The 17,756-nt window shown below is 60.5% G+C and carries 13 protein-coding genes; 11 read left to right on the forward strand and 2 right to left on the reverse strand.

Translation table 11 applies throughout. From position 1 onward, the window contains the following. Positions 1–487 precede the first annotated feature (487 nt). A complete protein-coding gene (locus ACZ41G_RS01615) occupies positions 488–1,492 on the reverse strand; it encodes a G5 domain-containing protein (protein ID WP_033507390.1) in 1,005 nt (334 codons plus the stop codon). A 542-nt stretch (positions 1,493–2,034) separates the two neighbouring features. Next, positions 2,035–2,373 carry a thioredoxin gene (trxA, locus tag ACZ41G_RS01620; RefSeq protein WP_033507392.1) on the reverse strand — a complete coding sequence of 113 codons (339 nt, stop codon included), beginning with the start codon at positions 2,371–2,373 and terminating at the stop codon, positions 2,035–2,037. Between the two features lie 459 nt (positions 2,374–2,832). On the opposite strand from trxA, the gene ACZ41G_RS01625 reads away from it, so the two are divergent. From ACZ41G_RS01625 to ACZ41G_RS01675, 11 genes are all read left to right on the forward strand, one after another. Further along, complete coding sequence (locus ACZ41G_RS01625) at positions 2,833–3,459, forward strand: DUF4916 domain-containing protein (protein WP_033507394.1); 627 nt, start codon at positions 2,833–2,835, stop codon at positions 3,457–3,459. A gap of 562 nt (positions 3,460–4,021) precedes the next feature. Beyond that, positions 4,022–4,843 carry an alpha/beta fold hydrolase gene (locus ACZ41G_RS01630; RefSeq protein ID WP_464146167.1) on the forward strand — a complete coding sequence of 274 codons (822 nt, stop codon included), beginning with the start codon at positions 4,022–4,024 and terminating at the stop codon, positions 4,841–4,843. A 111-nt stretch (positions 4,844–4,954) separates the two neighbouring features. Then, complete coding sequence (gene nudC / locus ACZ41G_RS01635; RefSeq protein ID WP_464145560.1) at positions 4,955–6,067, forward strand: NAD(+) diphosphatase; 1,113 nt, start codon at positions 4,955–4,957, stop codon at positions 6,065–6,067. A 304-nt stretch (positions 6,068–6,371) separates the two neighbouring features. Then, positions 6,372–8,006 (forward strand): L,D-transpeptidase, encoded by a 1,635-nt coding sequence (locus tag ACZ41G_RS01640; protein WP_464145562.1) that lies wholly within the window; start codon positions 6,372–6,374, stop codon positions 8,004–8,006. Between the two features lie 170 nt (positions 8,007–8,176). Next, a complete protein-coding gene (gene gcvH / locus ACZ41G_RS01645; protein WP_015449952.1) occupies positions 8,177–8,590 on the forward strand; it encodes a glycine cleavage system protein GcvH in 414 nt (137 codons plus the stop codon). A 250-nt stretch (positions 8,591–8,840) separates the two neighbouring features. Continuing rightward, positions 8,841–10,055 (forward strand): App1 family protein, encoded by a 1,215-nt coding sequence (locus tag ACZ41G_RS01650; protein WP_464145564.1) that lies wholly within the window; start codon positions 8,841–8,843, stop codon positions 10,053–10,055. 207 nt (positions 10,056–10,262) lie between these two features. After that, complete coding sequence (locus ACZ41G_RS01655) at positions 10,263–12,737, forward strand: S9 family peptidase (protein WP_464146169.1); 2,475 nt, start codon at positions 10,263–10,265, stop codon at positions 12,735–12,737. Between the two features lie 275 nt (positions 12,738–13,012). Then, positions 13,013–14,050: a 3-isopropylmalate dehydrogenase gene (locus tag ACZ41G_RS01660; protein WP_015449955.1), complete on the forward strand. Its 1,038-nt coding sequence runs from the start codon at positions 13,013–13,015 to the stop codon at positions 14,048–14,050. 383 nt (positions 14,051–14,433) lie between these two features. Further along, the gene (locus tag ACZ41G_RS01665) at positions 14,434–15,285 is read left to right on the forward strand and encodes a TM2 domain-containing protein (RefSeq protein WP_464145567.1); all 852 of its coding nucleotides are present in this window, start codon (positions 14,434–14,436) and stop codon (positions 15,283–15,285) included. An 11-nt stretch (positions 15,286–15,296) separates the two neighbouring features. Further along, on the forward strand, positions 15,297–16,415 hold the full coding sequence (locus ACZ41G_RS01670) for a lipoate--protein ligase family protein (RefSeq protein WP_464145569.1): 1,119 nt from the start codon (positions 15,297–15,299) through the stop codon (positions 16,413–16,415). A gap of 576 nt (positions 16,416–16,991) precedes the next feature. Further along, the gene (locus tag ACZ41G_RS01675) at positions 16,992–17,711 is read left to right on the forward strand and encodes a Crp/Fnr family transcriptional regulator (RefSeq protein WP_033507404.1); all 720 of its coding nucleotides are present in this window, start codon (positions 16,992–16,994) and stop codon (positions 17,709–17,711) included. Positions 17,712–17,756: the final 45 nt, after the last annotated feature.

Raw genomic sequence — 17,756 nt, forward strand, 5'->3', positions numbered from 1 at the left:
CTTACATGCGATACGTGGTAGGTGGCAGACATGGACTGGTTCGGTTTTCACCGGTCGATTCCGGCATTGGTCCGTGGAATCGATCACCCGCCCGTGTCGGGGGTTGGAACGAACAGCGACCTGAAAGCCATGGACGGCACGCGCACGCCCGCCCATGTCGGGGGTGGAACATCTCTATTGACAACACACGTAATCGCGGAAATCGCTGGTTCGAGATGAAATGGCGGCATCCAGCTGATGGTAAGCGGAATCATCGCGAAGGATTGGCACTGAGTTCAATGAGAGTAATCCATGAACAACGTGACTCGCGCGATGGAGTCATGCGCGATGACCATTTGGTCTTACTGACAACGTGCGTGCTGTCATGTAACCGTTATTTCCTGTGACTGAGAAGGGCACCACACCCAGCAACACAAACTGGCTACGCTGAGCGAGGTCTCAGCGTAGCCAGTTTGTGAGAAAAACAGCTGTCAATCAACAGCAGCGATCAGTAGCTGTGCGCGCTCAGCCAGTGGCTATAAGCCCCCTGTACCGAGCCATAGCGGGAGTTGCAATACCCCCAGAACCAACGGAGCTGCGTCTGGTAGTTGGTTGCCCAGTCGGCGCCCGCGGAGGCCATCTTGCTGCCGGGGAGCGCCTGCGGCAGGCCGTACGCGCCGGAGCTTGCGTTAGTGGCGTTTACACGCCAACCGGATTCGTGCGTGATGATGTACACAGTCGCCGTGAAATCGGCTTCGCTGCCGCCGTTGGCGATGAGATAGTCATGTGCCCACTGCTGCATCTCGCCCACCGGGGTGGTCGTGCCGATGTCGGTGCTCGTCGGGTTGGAGCTCGCCTTCTTCGTGGTACCCGTGCCCACAAGAATCACCTTGTCAACAGGAGCGGTTTTCACATACGACGCGAACACGTTGGAAGAGACAACCTTGCCGCCTGCGCGCTGCACGAGGCTTGTGGTCTCCATGACGCCGTCCTTGCCTTCGGTTTCGACCTTTTCGGTGCCCTTCGGCAAGTCCGCGGTTTCCTTGCGCACGACGTTGAATGCAATCGCGTCATCGGATGTTTCGAGATCAGCGCCGGAACGCTCGATGGAGATGACCGTGGATTCGGTGACCTTGGTGGTCAGCGAGGGGGAGACGGTGTCGTTCGGCTCAAGTGTGATATTGCCCGCTTCAAGAACGGACTTGACATTCGTGAAGCCCTTGCCGAGCACCACGCGGGACTTGCCGTTGATCTTCACCGTGATGTACGAGGTGTCGGCGTCAGCGCCCTTGAGGCTGCTACGCGTGGTACCGCGGGAGACTTCATCGGCGTTCGTTTCAGTTGCCGAATAGGAGGTCACCGTGGACTGGTGATGTTCGGCGGCGTAGTAGTTGCGTGACACGACGCCCGTCCCCACAAGAACGCCCACTGCGGCGATTACCGCCATGACCTTGATTCGCTGACGCTTACTCAGCGACCTGAGGGTGGACACTTTCTTACGGTGGTTAGCCATGTCGCTCCTTGCTCGACCTACAGATGCCATGTGCCGGGGTTATCAACTGCATAACCCCACGTCGCCGACTGCTCAACGCTGCCGCCGTCGGGTTGCACACCTTCTCTATACTACCGCGCTGATGCGAAACGGCAAATTCCGGACAAGCGGATTGCCGATTGCGGTCAGGTGCGTGCGGCCCGGAATTCAGCCCTTGCGTATAGCCGGACACCTACTGGCGTTCGGAGTGTCAGTAGGTGTCCGACAGCCCGCGTGTGCCGGGTGTGTTCCTGTGCGGAGACGTGGCGCGTCGTGCGTGTTCGCTCGCTGAGTAATCCGCGGAATCCGTAATATTCATGGGCCACGTTTGATGGGTCGGTGTAGCGGTTGCGTAGTTTGTTCGATGTCGGCGGATGGGCGGCTTCGATGGTGGTTGTTTGCGCGATTGGATCTGCGTGTAAATCCCCCGGCTAAAACAACAGGACCGCACGGTGTGTCGGCTGTGCGGTCCTGTTGATGCTTGATTTGTCTTTGTTGGAAAGATTATTGCGCAACGAATCAGGTCAGGCCTGATCGCCGCTTTGATAGGCCTTGGCCTGTCCGATGAGGTTCTCCAGATCGGAGCCGCGTAGAGCGCCTGCCTGCTTGAAAATGACCTTGCCGCCCTTGACAACCATCAGCGTGGGCACGGCCTGGATTTGGGCCGCGGCGGCGAGTTCCTGATTCTGATCGATGTCGACCTTCGCGAAGGTGATGTCGGGATGCTCTTCGCTTGCCTTTTCGAACACCGGACCGAACGCCTTGCACGGGCCACACCAAGTGGCCCAGAAGTCAACGAATACCAGGTCGTTGTCGGTGATGGTCTTCTCAAACGTCTGCGTAGTGACGGCGGTGGTTGCCATGTTGGGCTCCTTACTTTCCGGATTTCCGGTCTTCCCTGTCTTCCCGGATTTTCTGTTTACCGGGGCGACTGCCGCGGGACTCGGACTGTCGCGGTGTTGGGTTTTGCGTGGTTCCCAGCATCTCACACCGTGCCTGAAAGTCTAGCGCTGTCCGCCGATAGCCGAACCGCAGATGGTCCGGATGCTGGCATGGGGTTGCGCACCATGGGCAGGCGGCTGCGGCGTTGTGTGAGGATCGGCTCGCACGTCGGCGGGTTGGTGGGGTGGTTTGGTTGGTTTGGTGGTGCCGGGCGGCCGTTGTGTGAGGATTCGCTCACACACTGGCGGCGGCCGCGCGCACGCACAATCACGGCAGTCACGGCACTGCGACATTCCGTTGTCACCTGCTTGCGACCCCGCGGTCCGCACCTGCTGGCGAACACGCCGCCAGGATTCTTGGGGTTGGGCAATAATGGAACCATGCCAGTGCTGAATGACGAGGTGCCCGACGAGGGCGACTACGATGCGAATCGCCGCAGAGGCGAGTTCGACCATATCACGCCGGAGGATTTCATCCGCGGATCAGGCCACGGCAACCCTCCGGGATGGCTTGACTCGGGCGAAATCACCCGGATCCGCCGTGAAACCCCGATGCCGTACGTTGTCGTTGTGCCGGTGCGCGTTGATGATTTCGGCCGAATCAGCAAGGTCGGCTCCCTCCTGTGCGTCAGCGAGGACGGGTCGGTTGAGCGCACGTTGATTGCCGGGCGAGTGCTGTATCACGAATCCGTGCGTGAGGCCATCGCCCGCAATATCTCCAAGGATCTCGGCGATATCGCGCTGCCGACCCTACCGCAGAGCCTGCAGCCGTTCACTGTGGCCGAATTCTTCCCAACCCCTGGTATTTCACCGTTTTACGACCCTCGCCAGCACGCAATCGCCCTGTGCTATGTGGTGTCGATTCCGGGCGATTGCAAGCCACAGGATGAGACGCTCGACGTGGAATGGTGTGATGCACAAGGCGAGCAGCTGACCGAGTGCATCGATCAGATGGCCAACGGGTATGGCGAAATCGTCCGTCGTGCCCTCGCCTGGGCCGGAGCTTGATTTGTGTGGACCGCACGATGTCAAGCTGCCGAGACGAGAGTTGAGGAATGGCGACGAATGCGGCGACAACAACACCGGAACCATTGATCCGGCCGCGTTATGACAACGTCAGGCGCGTGCGGATCGCATGAAATCTATGAGTCAAGCTCACGGAAAACAAGAATCGGAACGGTCGGGCGGTCAATTTGCTGATACTTGGGACCATCGTTGAACGCAGTTTGATGTGATGCGGGGCGATTCGCTGGTGTGGGACACACAGCTGGATGTCAATCACCTACTGGCCGTATACCAGCCACATTTCAGTCAACACAGGTCAGGATGAAGGAAGGAACGAAGGACAGCAATGACAGAACAACGTAATACTGGGCATGGCGATATTTCCGGTGAAGTCGGGACAATCGCGGCAACTAGCGCGACTACTGCGACTGGCGCAGCACCGGCACCCGAAACACCCGAACCCGCGCAAACCGCCGCTACTCCCGGTGTGTCGGCTGCCGTTGCCGAACATCATCATCCATTCGCGCTCAACAACACGGTGTATCGCGACGGCTCGGCCACGCCGATGATTCTGGTGCATGCCTTCCCGGTCGACCACCATATGTGGGACGCTTGCGCGGCCCAGATCATCAAGCTTGCGAACGCGCAAGGGCTGGACACCTTCGCCCTGTGGGCGCCTGACATGCCGGGGGCTGGGAACAGTCCGATTCCCGCCGTCGCAGACAGCGGCCGCATCGCCGCAGACGGCGCATACACGGACGCGCTCGACCTGATGACCGATGCCTACGCGTCCCTGTTGCGGCGTGCGGGATACCGTAAGGCCGTATGGGTCGGCCTGTCCATGGGCGGATATGTGGTCATAGACATGCAACGACGCCACCCTGACCTGATTGCGGGGCTCGCCATGTGTGATACCAAAGCATCTGCGGACGACGATACCGCACGCGCGAACAGGCTTCGCATCGCTGACGAGTGCGAGCGCGAGCGCACGATTGAGCCGGTCATGCATTTCGCCCAGCCCCAGGACGGCGATTCGAGCATCAAACGTTCCGACGCCTTCATCAAGCAGATGACCGCCTGGATTCAGGCCCAAAGTCCGGAAGGCATCGCTTGGCGGCAGCGCATGGCGGCAGGACGGCCGGATTTGGGCGACCAGCTCGCCGCGGTACATGCTCCGGCTGCCGTCGTCAGCGGGGAATGTGATCCGTCCAGTCCGCCGGAACAGATGCGGGCGCTCGCCGCGGCGATGACCGGCACGGAGGTCTCGTTCGCACAGATTCCTGATTGCGGGCATTTCAGCGCTGTCGAGCATCCTGACGTCGTCGCCGAGGCGTTGGTCAATCTGATGTCGCGTGTTCAGCGGCTTGAGTGCTCCGAGCGTCCCTGACATCGCTCTGGGATATCGCGAAAATGAGAAAACGATCATGACGGGGATTATTGGAAGTATCGGTCGTAATGGATGCAACGGCCACAATGAACGAATCGAGGACAACCGACAATGAGCATGTTTTCACCGCTTGCGCTCACGCAAGCCCTGCCGTTCCTGCCTCTGGCACAAGGGGATATCGATTATCAGGTCGATCGCAGGAACGACCCGGACCTGTTCTCGTCAGTACTGTCATCGCCGGTGTGCACGGTCATGCTCGTCGATGGCGGCAAAGTCGCCGTACCCAAGGGGCAAGGCGATTTGGTCGATTATGACAATGTCAAGTTGCGTTTGGCGACGCTCCCCGGAGCCTATGTGCTTCCGGAACTCGCCTCGCACCCGCAGGCCGTTCCGATGTTCCTCGGCTCCTACGGCGGCGCTCGCGCGGAACAGGTTGTGGCGGTAGACGTGACGCGCTTGCCGGGGCTTCATGACAACAACCTCGACGATCGCGTGCCGGATTCCGCATATGAGGGGGCCGACGACGCATTCGGCGCTACGACCGGGGATGCCGCTTCTCGCAAGCCGCGCGCAGTTCCGTCGGCGCTCGAACAGGCAGCGAAACGCTTCGATTGGGTCGATTTGCGAGGATTCGCGCCGCATGCCTCGGCACGTGAGGCGGGGCAGGCCACCACGGCAGCCTCGTTGAGCGTGTGGCATATGCGGCAACGGCATTGCCCGACGTGCGGGGCCGAGGTCAAACCAGCGCTGGGCGGTTGGGCACAGCGCTGCACGAACGCGGCGGACGGCAACAGACTGCTGTTCCCTCGCATCGAGCCTGCCGTCATCGTCTCCGTCGTGGATTCGCAGGACCGCTTGCTGCTGCAACATAATCGCGCGTGGCAGACCGAGACCATGTACTCAGTGTCCGCCGGATTCGTGGAAGCCGGGGAGAACCTTGAGCACGCCTGTCGTAGGGAAACCCGCGAGGAGACCGGCATCGAACTGGGCGAGGTGAAATATCTCGGTTCCCAGCCGTGGCCGTTCCCGGCATCCCTGATGGTCGCGTTCAAGGCGAGGGCGCTGAGTACGGATATCCGCGTGGACGGCGAGGAAACCGGGGACGCGCGCTGGTTCACCCGCGACGAATATGAGCAGGCGATCGCATCCGGCGAAGTCACGCCTCCGGTCAAAGCCGCCATCGCGCGCTACATGATCGAGGAGTGGCTTGGGCACGAGCTGTGAAACAAGTTCGCTGTGCGGATGGGTACCTGTGAGGCTATGCGTCTGAGCGCGGCTATGTGTCAAAGCGCGGTGGTGACGCACAGGTCGTGGGCTGCGCCGCATAGGTTGTGCCGTATAAGCCGCGCCGCATCGCTGTCGGCGTGCCGGATGTGATGTTCGACACGTGACATCGCTTCCGAAACCTGTGCGCCCTGAACTGGTCATGTGATGCGGCTAAAGTCAGACAGGAATGGATAGGAAAGGCATCAACGTGACGAACACTTTTGACGGTTCCGTGCCACGATACGGAGTTGGGGGTCCCGATATGCCGCGAAATACGCGCGTGCCGGTGCAGCCTGATGTCCCGGGGGACATCTGGAAAACCAATCTGGCTGCCGACGCTGCAGATGCTGCCGACGTGAACGATGACACGCTTTCGGGCATGGAGATTCCGCTGTATGCCATCTCCGACGCCGGAAACGGCAATGCAGACGATGAGATGGCCACTGCGTTACGCCCGCCGCATAAGCGCCCGTGGCTGAGAATCCTGCTGATTGTGCTCGCAGTGCTTGCCGTCGCGGCGGTCGTCGGCTTCTTTACGGCACGTTGGTACTATCAGGACAAAGCCGCGCCGGGAGTCATGTTCGCCGGTGCATCGGTGGCAGGGCAGAATAGTGAGCAGCTGGCTGCCACGGTCAAATCCGCGGTGGAAAACACGAAAATCACTGTCACCGACTCGCAGGGTAATGCGGTCACCGCAAGCCTCAAGGATCTCGGCGTCAATGTCAACCAGAAGCAAACGGTATCCGCGCTGATCGCCGCGAAAGACAGCAATCCGTTCGTGCGCATCAACCCGTTCACCAAGCAGAATGTCAAGCTCTCCGCAACCGCCGACAAGCTTGCGCTCAGCCAATACCTGACTGGCAAGCTCATTCCGAACGACAGCCAGGCCATCGCATCCACCATTGCCTATGATCAGACGTCGCAGAAATTCACAGTGACCGTGGGGCGAGGCGGGCAGGCGCCTGTGACGGACAGCGTGGTCAAGGCGATAGATCAGGCGCTAGACACCCCGGGAACCACGCGAACCGCGAGCATCACCTACACGCAGACCGACATGCCGATCAGCGAGGCGGCTGCGACCACCGCCGCCGATCAGGCGAACGCCGGCCTTGGGCTGAGCATCACCATCAACAACGGCGATGCCACGACATACAAGATTCCGGCGGCAACCATCGCTTCGTGGACCGTTACGACAGCTGACCCGGCGAAGGGCACCATCGCGGTGTCCTATAACAAGCAGGCAATCAGTGACTACATGAATGGCGAGTTGGGCAATCACCTCAACCAGACGAAGACCAATCAGGTCGATTTGGTGGACACGTCCGGCAACGTCATCATGACGAAAACCAAGGGCGTGAACGGTGTGACGATCAAGGACACCGCTACGGTCGCCGATCAGGTGTACAGCGCGTTGAGTGCGAATCGTTCGGCGACGCTGACAGTTGCCAGCGATGTCACGAAGTTCGACACCGAACAGCAGACCGTCACGTGGAAGATCGTGGTCGACCGTTCGAAGCAGACAGCCACCGTGTACAACAATGACCAGGTCGTCCAGACCTTCAACGTGTGCACCGGCAAGACCGGAAAGCACGAGACAACACCTGGCAACTATTTCATCTACCTGAAATACCAGGTGCAGGACATGCGCGGCACCAATGATGACGGTTCACAATACCTGAGCTCGGGTGTGAAATGGGTCAGCTACTTCAATGGCGGCCAAGGTTTCCATACCGCAAGCTGGAACGCGGCTGGTATCGCATCTGGGGATCCGACCGGTCATGGTTCCCACGGCTGTGTCAACATGAACGAAGCTGACGCCAAGTGGATTTATGATAACTGCCCGGATGGCACGCTCGTTCAGGTGATCGGTGCCCAACCGACTGCCCCGGTGCGCTGAGTCGTCAGACCGGCTGCGGCTGTTCTCACCTCACAAACTGTTTACGCTGAGTGTTCGGTTTGCGTAGACAGTTTGTGATATGCGAGTGTTGTGGGGTGCCGACCGGGTAGGTTGCGGCTGCGATGTCGCGATTTTGCGCGGCGGTTGACTCTATACGATAGGCTGACATCATGAGCAATAACGAACAGGAAGATGATCGCCCGAATCTCGAAGTCCCGGATCATCTGGAATATTCCGACGAGCATGTGTGGGTTGACGCCAGTGTGGACCCCGCGGTGATCGGCATCACCGAATACGCGGCCAACCAGTTGGGCGACTTGGTTTTCGTCGACCTGCCGGAGGTAGGCACTCGCGTCGAGGCGGGCGATGAGATCGTTGAGTTGGAATCGTCGAAGGCCGTCGAACCCCTGGTCAGCCCGGTCGCCGGCACGGTGCGGTACGTGAACCGTGAGGCCGCGGACGATCCGAGCATCATCAACGGCGACCCGTACGGCGAGGGCTGGATTCTTAAGATCGCACTCGATGATGACGAGCCGGATCTGCTGTCCGCCGAGCAGTATGCGGCGATGCTTCGCCGGCTGTAACTCGTGCCGGAAGCTTCTGCCGGTGCTGTGGCACCCGTCCTTCTGCGCGGCGTGAAGCGTGTCCAGTCGCGTCCCCGCTTCTGCCGACGCTGAGACACCCGTCAGCGTCGGCAGAAGCAGAAGATTGGCCAGAGAGGGTCGTCCGCATCGGATATGTCCATCCGGGATGTCCCTGAGCCGGCCCTGAATTCTTCCGGAACTCACGTTCCCTCGTCATCCGTTCTTCAACACCCCACCGTATGATGGGGGCATGAGCAGCATTACACAATTCCCTCACAAACGGAATGAGGATGACATGGCGACTGTGCCGATTCCGGCGCGTCGTGTCGTCACCACCTTCGATGCTGCCTCCAAACATGAGCGAATCGACGTCAAGCCTCTTCCTGTGAGGATTTTCCGCCGCATCGTTACCGGCGTGTTCAGCCTATGGGCGAAGATTTCCACGACAATCGTGACCAATCTGAATTGGCGGCAACAGGTCGAGCCGTATGTTGGATACGGCACCAGCAATTTCTCGCGGTTGATCTGCCGGACCGTGTACGAGCCGCTCCGCCGTCAACCGGGCGCATTGATGCGCGGATGGCGCGGCATGCTGGCGGTTCCCGCGCCCAAAGTCAAAGTGAAGCTGTCCATCGACGGTGTTCCGGTGGAAACCGTACAGGTCGGCACAAGCGAAGTCTACGACCGCGTCGACAGGTTCCGCGAGCGCAGCATCGACTATGCGGTCTCTGATTCCGCTGGATATCTGGATCTGGTCGCCGACCGGGCACTCGAACCCGGAATCCATCACGTGTCCTATCAGGTCGAGGGCCGTCACGCGGTCGATTCCAATCTGTTCACCATCGCGCCGGGCACGCGTGTCGGTGTGATATCTGATGTGGATGACACCATCATGATCACTCAGGCGCCCACCTTGTGGAAGGCCGCATACAATCTGCTGCTGCTCAATCCGCAGAAGCGAGCGTCCGTCCCAGGTATGGCGGTGCTGTTCAACCGGATCGCGGATATTTTCCCGGACGCGCCGTTCTTCTACCTGTCCACCTCGCCGTGGAATGTGGAAAGCTCAATCCGCCATTTCATTGAGAATTACGGCTTCCCGGCCGGCCCTCTGCTGTTGCGGGACCTTGACCCCCGCCCGAAGACCTTCATTCCTTCGGGTGTACAGCACAAGCTGGAGTATGCCGAGCAGCTGATGGGCGATTTTCCGGACATGAAGTTCATTCTGATCGGCGATGACGGGCAGAAGGATCCGACCACGTATGCGACCATAGCGAAACGGTATCCGGGGCGTGTCCTCGCCATTGGGATTCGGCAGTTGAGCCCGCGGGAATCCTCGCCGCTCGGCCCGGTTCGTGGCATGACACAGTCGCAGCCTTCGCCGGTCACGGACGTGCCGGTGTTCACGGGTACGACCGGCGCCAATCTCATGAAGACAATGCTGCCTTACCTACGGCAGTTCGCTTAGGTTTCGTTCGAAGCGATGCTCGACGCGCGATGCACGCAACTTCGAGAGGCGGGGTGACTCAACGGAGAACGGCGGGCGACATGCGTGAACTCGCCGTCATCGGACCGTCCCCGGGCTTGTTTTACGATGGTGCCTATGAGTGACGAACAGCGCAATGACGACCGTCCGCAAGGGCTTTGCGGCAAGGGCTCGCAATCCGATTCAGGCTTGTCCGGTTCAGGCTTGGGCTCCGGCGACAACCCGCCGTACGCCAAGCAGGAGCCCCACCGGCGGATTGAACACGGGGATGCGTTCGACGATCCGTATGAGTGGATGCGCGACAAGGATTCTCCGGAACTCGCCGCTTACGTCGCCGCGCAAAACGCCTACTGCGAACGCCGGATGGCTCCGTTGCACCATCTGCGCGAAACCCTGTTCAAGGAATTCACCTCGCATGTTCAGGAAACCGACATGTCAGTCCCCACGCGAGTGAACGACTACTGGTATTTTTCCCGGACCCGGGAAGGCAGCCAATACGCCGCATCCTGCCGCATTCCCGTGCGTGGTGAGGATGATTGGGATCCGCCACATATCGACCGTGAGGCCGAACCGGGTTCCATGCCCGGGGAACAGGTGTATTTCGACGCGAACAAAGAATCACAGGGCCATGATTTCTTCCGCATCGGCGGCATGGACGTGAGCCATGACGGCCGCTGGCTGCTCTACGGCGTCGATACTGCAGGCGACGAACGCTACGACTTCCGAATTCGCGACTTGAATGACGGCAGTGAATTGCCAGAGGTACTCAAAGGCATTGCGGGGGCGTGCTTCACGGCCGACGGCGCATGGGTGTTCTACACCGTGCTTGACGACGCATGGCGTCCATACGCGGTGTTCCGGCATCGCGTCGGCACGCCGGTTGACGACGACGTCGAAGTGTTCCGCGAGCAGGACGAGCGCTTCTGGGTGGGTGTCGGCCTGAGCTTCGACGAACGGCATGTGGTCATCTGCACCGGGTCCAAGACCACCAGTGAAGTGCTCATGCTCCCCGCAAGCGATCCGACGGGGGAGTTCACCTCGTTCATCCCGCGCCGTGAGGGTATTGAGTATGACGTGAGTTTCGCGTGTTTCGAGGGCGCCGGCGAACATGGTGAAGACATTCCGGTCGCCGTTGTAGACCATAACGCGACGAATCCGAATTTTGAGATTGATGTGATCGATATGCGATCACATAAGCCGCCGTACCGGCTCGGCGAAGGCGTGTGCGTGGCGGCCGGGTCGCCGTATGGTTGCGAACAGGGGGATGTGGCGCTCGCCGGTGCGTCCGACATGCCGGTCGGCACGCCATATCATGATCCGCGCAACCCAGCGATTTTGCAGGGTGCGCGTGGGTTGTCCATCGACGGGATTGCATTGCATCGGCATTTCGTTGCCCTGTCGTATCGCGCGGATAGTCTGCCGCATCTCGCCGTGATGGCGAAAACCGATGCCGCCCAAGACTTTCTTGCGGGGCGTCCTTGGCGATTCCGCGAATTGGTCCCGCCGCCGCTGACGGAAGCAGGTGCCGGCGATAGTTGCGCGGATGGTACGAACGATGGCGCGAACGATGGTGGCAAAAATGGTACTGGTACGAACGATGATGTGAGCGACGATACCAATGACCGCGGTAGCGACGGGCGGCTGTATTCCATCGTGGCCGCCGGCAATCCGTCCTATGACGCTCCGCGCATGCGCTACTCCTTCGGCAGCTACACCCGACCCGGCGAACTGCATGAGGTTGATCCGACCACGGGCGCGGACACGCTGCTCAAAACGGCCCGCGTACTTGGCGATTTCGATGCCCACCGGTACGCCGAACGTCGCATCTGGGTGCGCGCACGTGACGGCGAATCAATCCCCGTGTCGCTGGTGTGGCGTCGCGACAAACTGTCTGCGCAACCCGGCGAGTCGGCATGCTATGGCATTCGTGCTGACGGGTCATCCCCGATGTTCATCCTCGGGTACGGGGCGTATGAAGTCAGTTCCGACCCCGGATTCTCGGTTGCCCGGCTCAGTCTGCTCGATCGCGGCGTGCTGTACGCGTGCGTGCACGTTCGTGGCGGCGGGGAAATGGGTCGTGCTTGGTATGAGCAGGGGCGGCGGCTCAACAAGAAGCACACCTTCGAGGATTTCGTCGATGCGACACGGGAGCTGCAACGCATGGGACTCGCCTCGCCGGCGCGTACGGTTGCGGAAGGCGGCTCGGCGGGCGGCCTGCTCATGGGCGCGATTGCGAATATGGCTCCGGAATGTTACGCGGGCATCGAGGCGGACGTGCCGTTCGTGGATGCGCTGACCTCGATTCTTGATCCATCGCTGCCGTTGACGGTGACGGAATGGGACGAGTGGGGCGATCCGCTGCACGACCGCGCGGTGTACGAGTACATGAAATCGTATTCACCGTATGAAAACGCTCCCGAACCGGGAGACCCGCGGGCGCGCGCCTTCCCGAAGATTTTCGTGACCACGTCAATGAACGATACGCGCGTGCTTGTCGTCGAACCGCTCAAATGGGTGGCTCGCTTGCAGGCGGCTGGCGTGGATGCCGTCGAGAAGATCGAAACCGAAGCGGGACATGGCGGGACGTCCGGCAGGTACCGTCAGTGGCGCGAGATTTCGTACGAGAACGCGTGGTGCCTGGCGACTATGGGCATCACGAGATAGGGATTATTTGGGCGTGCGCTTTAGCCGGGTGTCTTTGACCGGGCGTCTTGGGGTGTGCGCCCTTGGACAGGCGCTTTGATCGGGCATCGGGCGGGTGTCTTTGGCCGGGCGTTGGTGTCCGGGGCGCTCGCCAGCCGATAGCGGGCTTGTGGACAATCATGCCGAAAACCCATGAATTTGGCCGAAATGCGGACGTAATTCCATCATTCGGACTGGTGTCCAACTGACGGAATACGCGTGTCTCGGCTGCGGGTGAACCGACTATTGTCGCGAACATGAGCACAACCAAGACATATCGGATTGCCGTCATCCCGGGCGATGGCATCGGCAAGGAAGTCACCCCCGTCGCCCAGGCCGCGCTCGAAAAAGCGGCTGACGGCGTGGCGTCGTTTACTTACGAAAACTTTGATCTCGGTGCGGAACGCTACCTGCGCGACGGCGCGATTCTGCCGGACGAGGATCTCGAACGCATCAAGGGCACCGACGCGATTCTGCTCGGTGCAGTAGGCGACCCGCGCATCAAGGCGGGCATCCTCGAGCGTGGCCTGCTGCTCAAGCTGCGTTTCTCGCTTGACCAGTACATCAACCTGCGCCCGTCCAAGCTGTACCGCGGCGTCACTTCGCCGCTCGCCAACCCAGGCGACATCGACTTCGTCGTCGTGCGCGAAGGAACCGAAGGCCTGTACTGCGGTGCCGGCGGTGCAGTCCGTCGCGGCACGCCGAACGAAGTGGCCACCGAGGTGTCCATCAACACGGCGTTTGGTGTCGAGCGCGTGGTCCGTTACGCCTTCCAGCTCGCCATGAAACGCAAGAAGCATGTCACGCTCGTGCACAAGAAGAACGTGCTCGTCAACGCGGGCGACATGTGGCAACGGATCGTCGACAAGGTCGGCGAGGAATTCCCGCAGGTCACGCACGACTACCTGCATATCGACGCGACCACGATTTTCCTCGTGTCGAACCCCTCGCGCTTCGACGTAATCCTCACCGACAACCTCTTCGGCGACATCCTCACCGATGAGGCGGGTGCCGTGGTCGGCGGCGTCGGATACTCCGCCTCCGGCAACATCAATGCTTCCAACGAATACCCCTCGATGTTCGAGCCAATCCATGGGTCGGCACCGGATATCGCGGGCAAGGGGATCGCTAACCCGACGGCCGCCGTGCTGTCGAGCGCGATGCTCCTGCGCCATCTCGGATTCGACGAGGCCGCCGCGAAAATCGACCGTGCGGTCGAAGCGGATATCGCCGAACTCGGGTCGACCAAGCGCACCACCGAAGAAGTGGGACGCGACATCTTGGCGCGCATCTGATACCTCTCACGCCACAAGCGTGTGAGCGCCGCCCTGCAACCCTGTGCAACGGAAGAAGTCAACAACAGCACGGGGATGCAGGGCGGTTTATTTTCTGTATCGTAATCACCCCCATGTCCACTGTTAAGATTCTGTGAGTTGGGTGGATGAGTGCGGGGTTTGCACGCGATGGCACGCGGGGTGGCGGATTGTACTTGATGTGTCAGGTTGCGTATGTCGGGGCATGCGTGGCGTGACGTGAAGTACACCGAGTTTGGCGGTCCTGCTTGTGATTGAACGTCCACGGGGGTGTGGTTTCGGTGGGTTTCGCATTGCAGACGCTGGATGTCCATGGGCGGTGGCTTCGGCATCAGCAAAGGCATGGGTTATGCGATACTGACGGTATGGAAGAAAATAACCAGAACAGCCAGAATTCCGACATCACAGGTCAGGAAGCGCCGCAGCAGTCCCAGTACGCGCCGGCTGCATCGCAGCAGTCAGAGTACGAGCAGTCCGCGCAGGCTGCTCCGGAACCGCAATCGGAAACTCCGCAACCCCAATACGGTCAGGAGTACGGGCAGCAGTCCGCCCAGCCGCAGCAGTTTGGGCAGCCTGCGTATAACCAGCAGTCATCGTACGAGCAGCAGTACAATCAGCAGTCATCCGCGCAACCGCAGCCCGCGCCCGGTCGGTACGGTCAGTCCCAGTCGGATCAGCCCGGGGATGCACAGTATTCCCAGCCGGCATCGCAGGAATACACCTATGGTCAAGGCAACACCCCAACCACCCAATATCAAGAGGGATACCAGTACGCGTCTCCGCAGCAGCAGTACGAGCAGCCTGCAGCGTCGGCAGCTTACCCGGCGGCCGGAGTGGCGATGGGCGAGGGCTACCAGTACCAGCAGCAGCCCTACTGCCAGCAGTATCAGCAGTCGTACGAGCAACCGTATCAAGCTGCGCAAGGCTACCCCTATCCGCCGGCGAACTACGGCGGGTACGGATACGTCGGCCAGAAATCAAAAATCGCAGCCGGTCTGCTGGGTATCCTCTTCGGCTCTCTCGGGGTGCATAATTTCTACCTCGGCAACACCGGCAAGGCGGTGGCTCAGCTGTTGTTGACGCTCATCGGCTGGATTGTGCTCATTGGTCCTGTTATCGCAGGTATCTGGGGGCTGATTGAGGGCATTCTCATCCTGACGTCGTCTACAGGTAGCGAATGGCATAAGGACGGCAAGGGGTACGAGCTTCAGGACTGAGGATCTGCCCTATGCGCGGTGAATATAAAACTCCAGGCGGCAAGCTTGTCGGGGTCACGGTGGCGTGTGACCCCGCCGGCTTCATCACCTCATGCAGCATTGACGGCGATTTCTTCATGGAAGGCGAGGAATCCGAGCAACAGGTCGTGTTGGGCGCGCTCGCGGATGCGTTGCGGCACGGGGACGATCTCAACGCCGTATTCTCCGCCCATCCGCACGTCCAGTTGATTGGTGCCGATGCCGACGCGTTCCTCATCGCATTCCATCGGGCGGTCGGCAACGGCGGTGCGGTACTGCACTCCACAGCGATACGCGATACCGCATCGTCACGCGGCCACGCGGCCACGATATCCAGTCAAGCGCATCGCACCATTGAACAAGCCGAACGGAAGGCGGAACGACGTCGTCGAGCCCGCTGGCAGGCGCTGAAACCGGAAGTCATCCACGACACTCCCCGCATGCCCCAGGAGCAAATGGACATCGATATCCGCCTTGCTGAGCGTGTCGCCGCCGGTAAGATGCCGCCTACCTTGCGCTTTTGGGAGTGGGCCGCGCCCGCAGTCGTCATCGGCAGATTCCAGTCGCTCGAAGACGAAGTGAACCTTGACCAGGCGCAGCAGTCCGGGTTCACCGTCGTCCGTCGTTGCACGGGCGGGGGAGCCATGTTCATCGAACCGGGCAACACCATCACCTACTCCTTGTATGCCCCGCGTGATTTCGTCGCCGGCATGGACATCGAGGAATCCTATCGGCTGTGCGACCAATGGCTGATTGATGCCCTGCGCGATTTGGGCATCGAGGCTTCGTTCAGCTCAATCAACGACATCTCGTCAAGCTCGGGGAAGATCGCAGGGGCCGCCCAGCGACGGTTCCCGCCGATCGGGAAAGGGCCAGGTGCCGTGCTGCATCACGTGACCATGGCCTACGACATCGATGCGGTCGCCATGTCCCGCGTACTGCGGGTTTCGCAGGAGAAGATGTCGGACAAGGCCGTGAAATCCGCCATCAAACGCGTGGACCCGCTGCGCTCGCAAACCGGGTTGAGCCGGCATGAAATCGTCGATCGGCTGATTGAAGCGGCGCGTCGTCAGCAACCAGCGGTGATGCCTTTCACATTGCCGTTCGTGTGATGCCGTTCGTGTGACGCTGTCCGAGTGGCGGCCCGTGTCACGCCGTTCGCGTGAGTGCGCACGTATGAGGTGTGTAGCCAATGCGATGCAAAGCTTGACCCAGCCGGGACCGTGCAATCGGCGACCCGAACCGGTGCCTGTTAGCGGCAGTTGCATATCTGCGGTACTGATCTGCAGTACCGCCGAGCGTGCATCTTATCTATCTGTAGTACCTCCCCGACCATATCTTCACTATCTGTGTGCGTATGCACCCGATACCGCAAGTATCACCCGCGCAATTCCAACGGGCATACTCCAGGTATCAGCCGCCGACGCACACAAATACGCGAGATAGCTTGTGTGAAGTACTACAGATACCGCAGATAGCGGCAAAGCTGCGTGTGGTATTGCGCTGTACCGTACTGATGTCTGCCGAAGAAGCTCCGGCCGACCGCCGGCGGTGCCAATCACCGGCAACATTGACCCATGTGATCCATACATCAACCCGGGGAACGGCGCCGATTTCGTCGGGAACCGGGATACAATGGGTGCCGTATGTGTCGCATCGATGCCAAGCGAAGCGGCAAGGAGGAGCCCATGGTCATGCCCAAGCCCAACGCGATGCCCGAGCCTGACAACATCCTGTTGCGCACCGCGCTGTTCAAACAGGTATCCGAGCAGCAGGCGGCGCGGCTTCTGCCGTACCTGCAACGTGCGCAGTTCGGCAAGGGCGGCGTGATTTTCGCGGAAGGGGACACTGATCACCGCATGTATCTGCTGGAGCGGGGGCGCGTGAAGCTCACCCGGCGTTCCAGCGACGGCCGCGTGCAACTTCTGAGCATTCATGCTCCGGGTGAAGTATTGGGTGAGATTCCGGTGTTCGATCCGGAAGGCGGGCCTCGTACGGCGTCGGCGATCGCCATTTCTAACCCGACTCAGGTTGTCTGGCTTGAGCATGACGCTCTGTTCGCGTGGCTCGACCAATATCCGCGTGTCGCCGTCGACATGTTGCAGGTGCTTGCACGCCGTATGCGCGCAAACAACGAGCGCATCAGCGACCTGGTATTCATGGATGTGCCCGCCCGATTGGCGAAAACCCTGATCAATCTGGCGTCCCGCTTCGGTGTACCGGAAGAAGCCGGCGTCAAGATCCCGCACGATCTGACCCAGGAGGAGCTGGCACAGCTGGTCGGCTCGTCCCGCGAGACGGTGAACAAGGCATTGACCGAATTCGCGAACCGCGGGTGGATCGCGCGTGACGGCAGAAGCATCGTCATCTACCAACCTGGAGCGTTGATTCGTCGTTCCAAGCGCTGAGCCGGTACGGGATTCGTTCACTCGGATTGAGGCCGTCGGGTGGTG

The sequence above is a fragment of the Bifidobacterium porcinum genome (assembly GCF_055378475.1).

Coding starts and splice junctions, on each gene's coding strand:
- ACZ41G_RS01615 (WP_033507390.1), bottom strand. CDS start 1,492: ATGGCTAACCACCGTAAGAAAGTGTCCACCCTCAGGTCGCTGAGTAAG.
- trxA (WP_033507392.1), bottom strand. CDS start 2,373: ATGGCAACCACCGCCGTCACTACGCAGACGTTTGAGAAGACCATCACC.
- ACZ41G_RS01625 (WP_033507394.1), top strand. CDS start 2,833: ATGCCAGTGCTGAATGACGAGGTGCCCGACGAGGGCGACTACGATGCG.
- ACZ41G_RS01630 (WP_464146167.1), top strand. CDS start 4,022: ATGATTCTGGTGCATGCCTTCCCGGTCGACCACCATATGTGGGACGCT.
- nudC (WP_464145560.1), top strand. CDS start 4,955: ATGAGCATGTTTTCACCGCTTGCGCTCACGCAAGCCCTGCCGTTCCTG.
- ACZ41G_RS01640 (WP_464145562.1), top strand. CDS start 6,372: ATGCCGCGAAATACGCGCGTGCCGGTGCAGCCTGATGTCCCGGGGGAC.
- gcvH (WP_015449952.1), top strand. CDS start 8,177: ATGAGCAATAACGAACAGGAAGATGATCGCCCGAATCTCGAAGTCCCG.
- ACZ41G_RS01650 (WP_464145564.1), top strand. CDS start 8,841: ATGAGCAGCATTACACAATTCCCTCACAAACGGAATGAGGATGACATG.
- ACZ41G_RS01660 (WP_015449955.1), top strand. CDS start 13,013: ATGAGCACAACCAAGACATATCGGATTGCCGTCATCCCGGGCGATGGC.
- ACZ41G_RS01665 (WP_464145567.1), top strand. CDS start 14,434: ATGGAAGAAAATAACCAGAACAGCCAGAATTCCGACATCACAGGTCAG.
- ACZ41G_RS01670 (WP_464145569.1), top strand. CDS start 15,297: ATGCGCGGTGAATATAAAACTCCAGGCGGCAAGCTTGTCGGGGTCACG.
- ACZ41G_RS01675 (WP_033507404.1), top strand. CDS start 16,992: ATGGTCATGCCCAAGCCCAACGCGATGCCCGAGCCTGACAACATCCTG.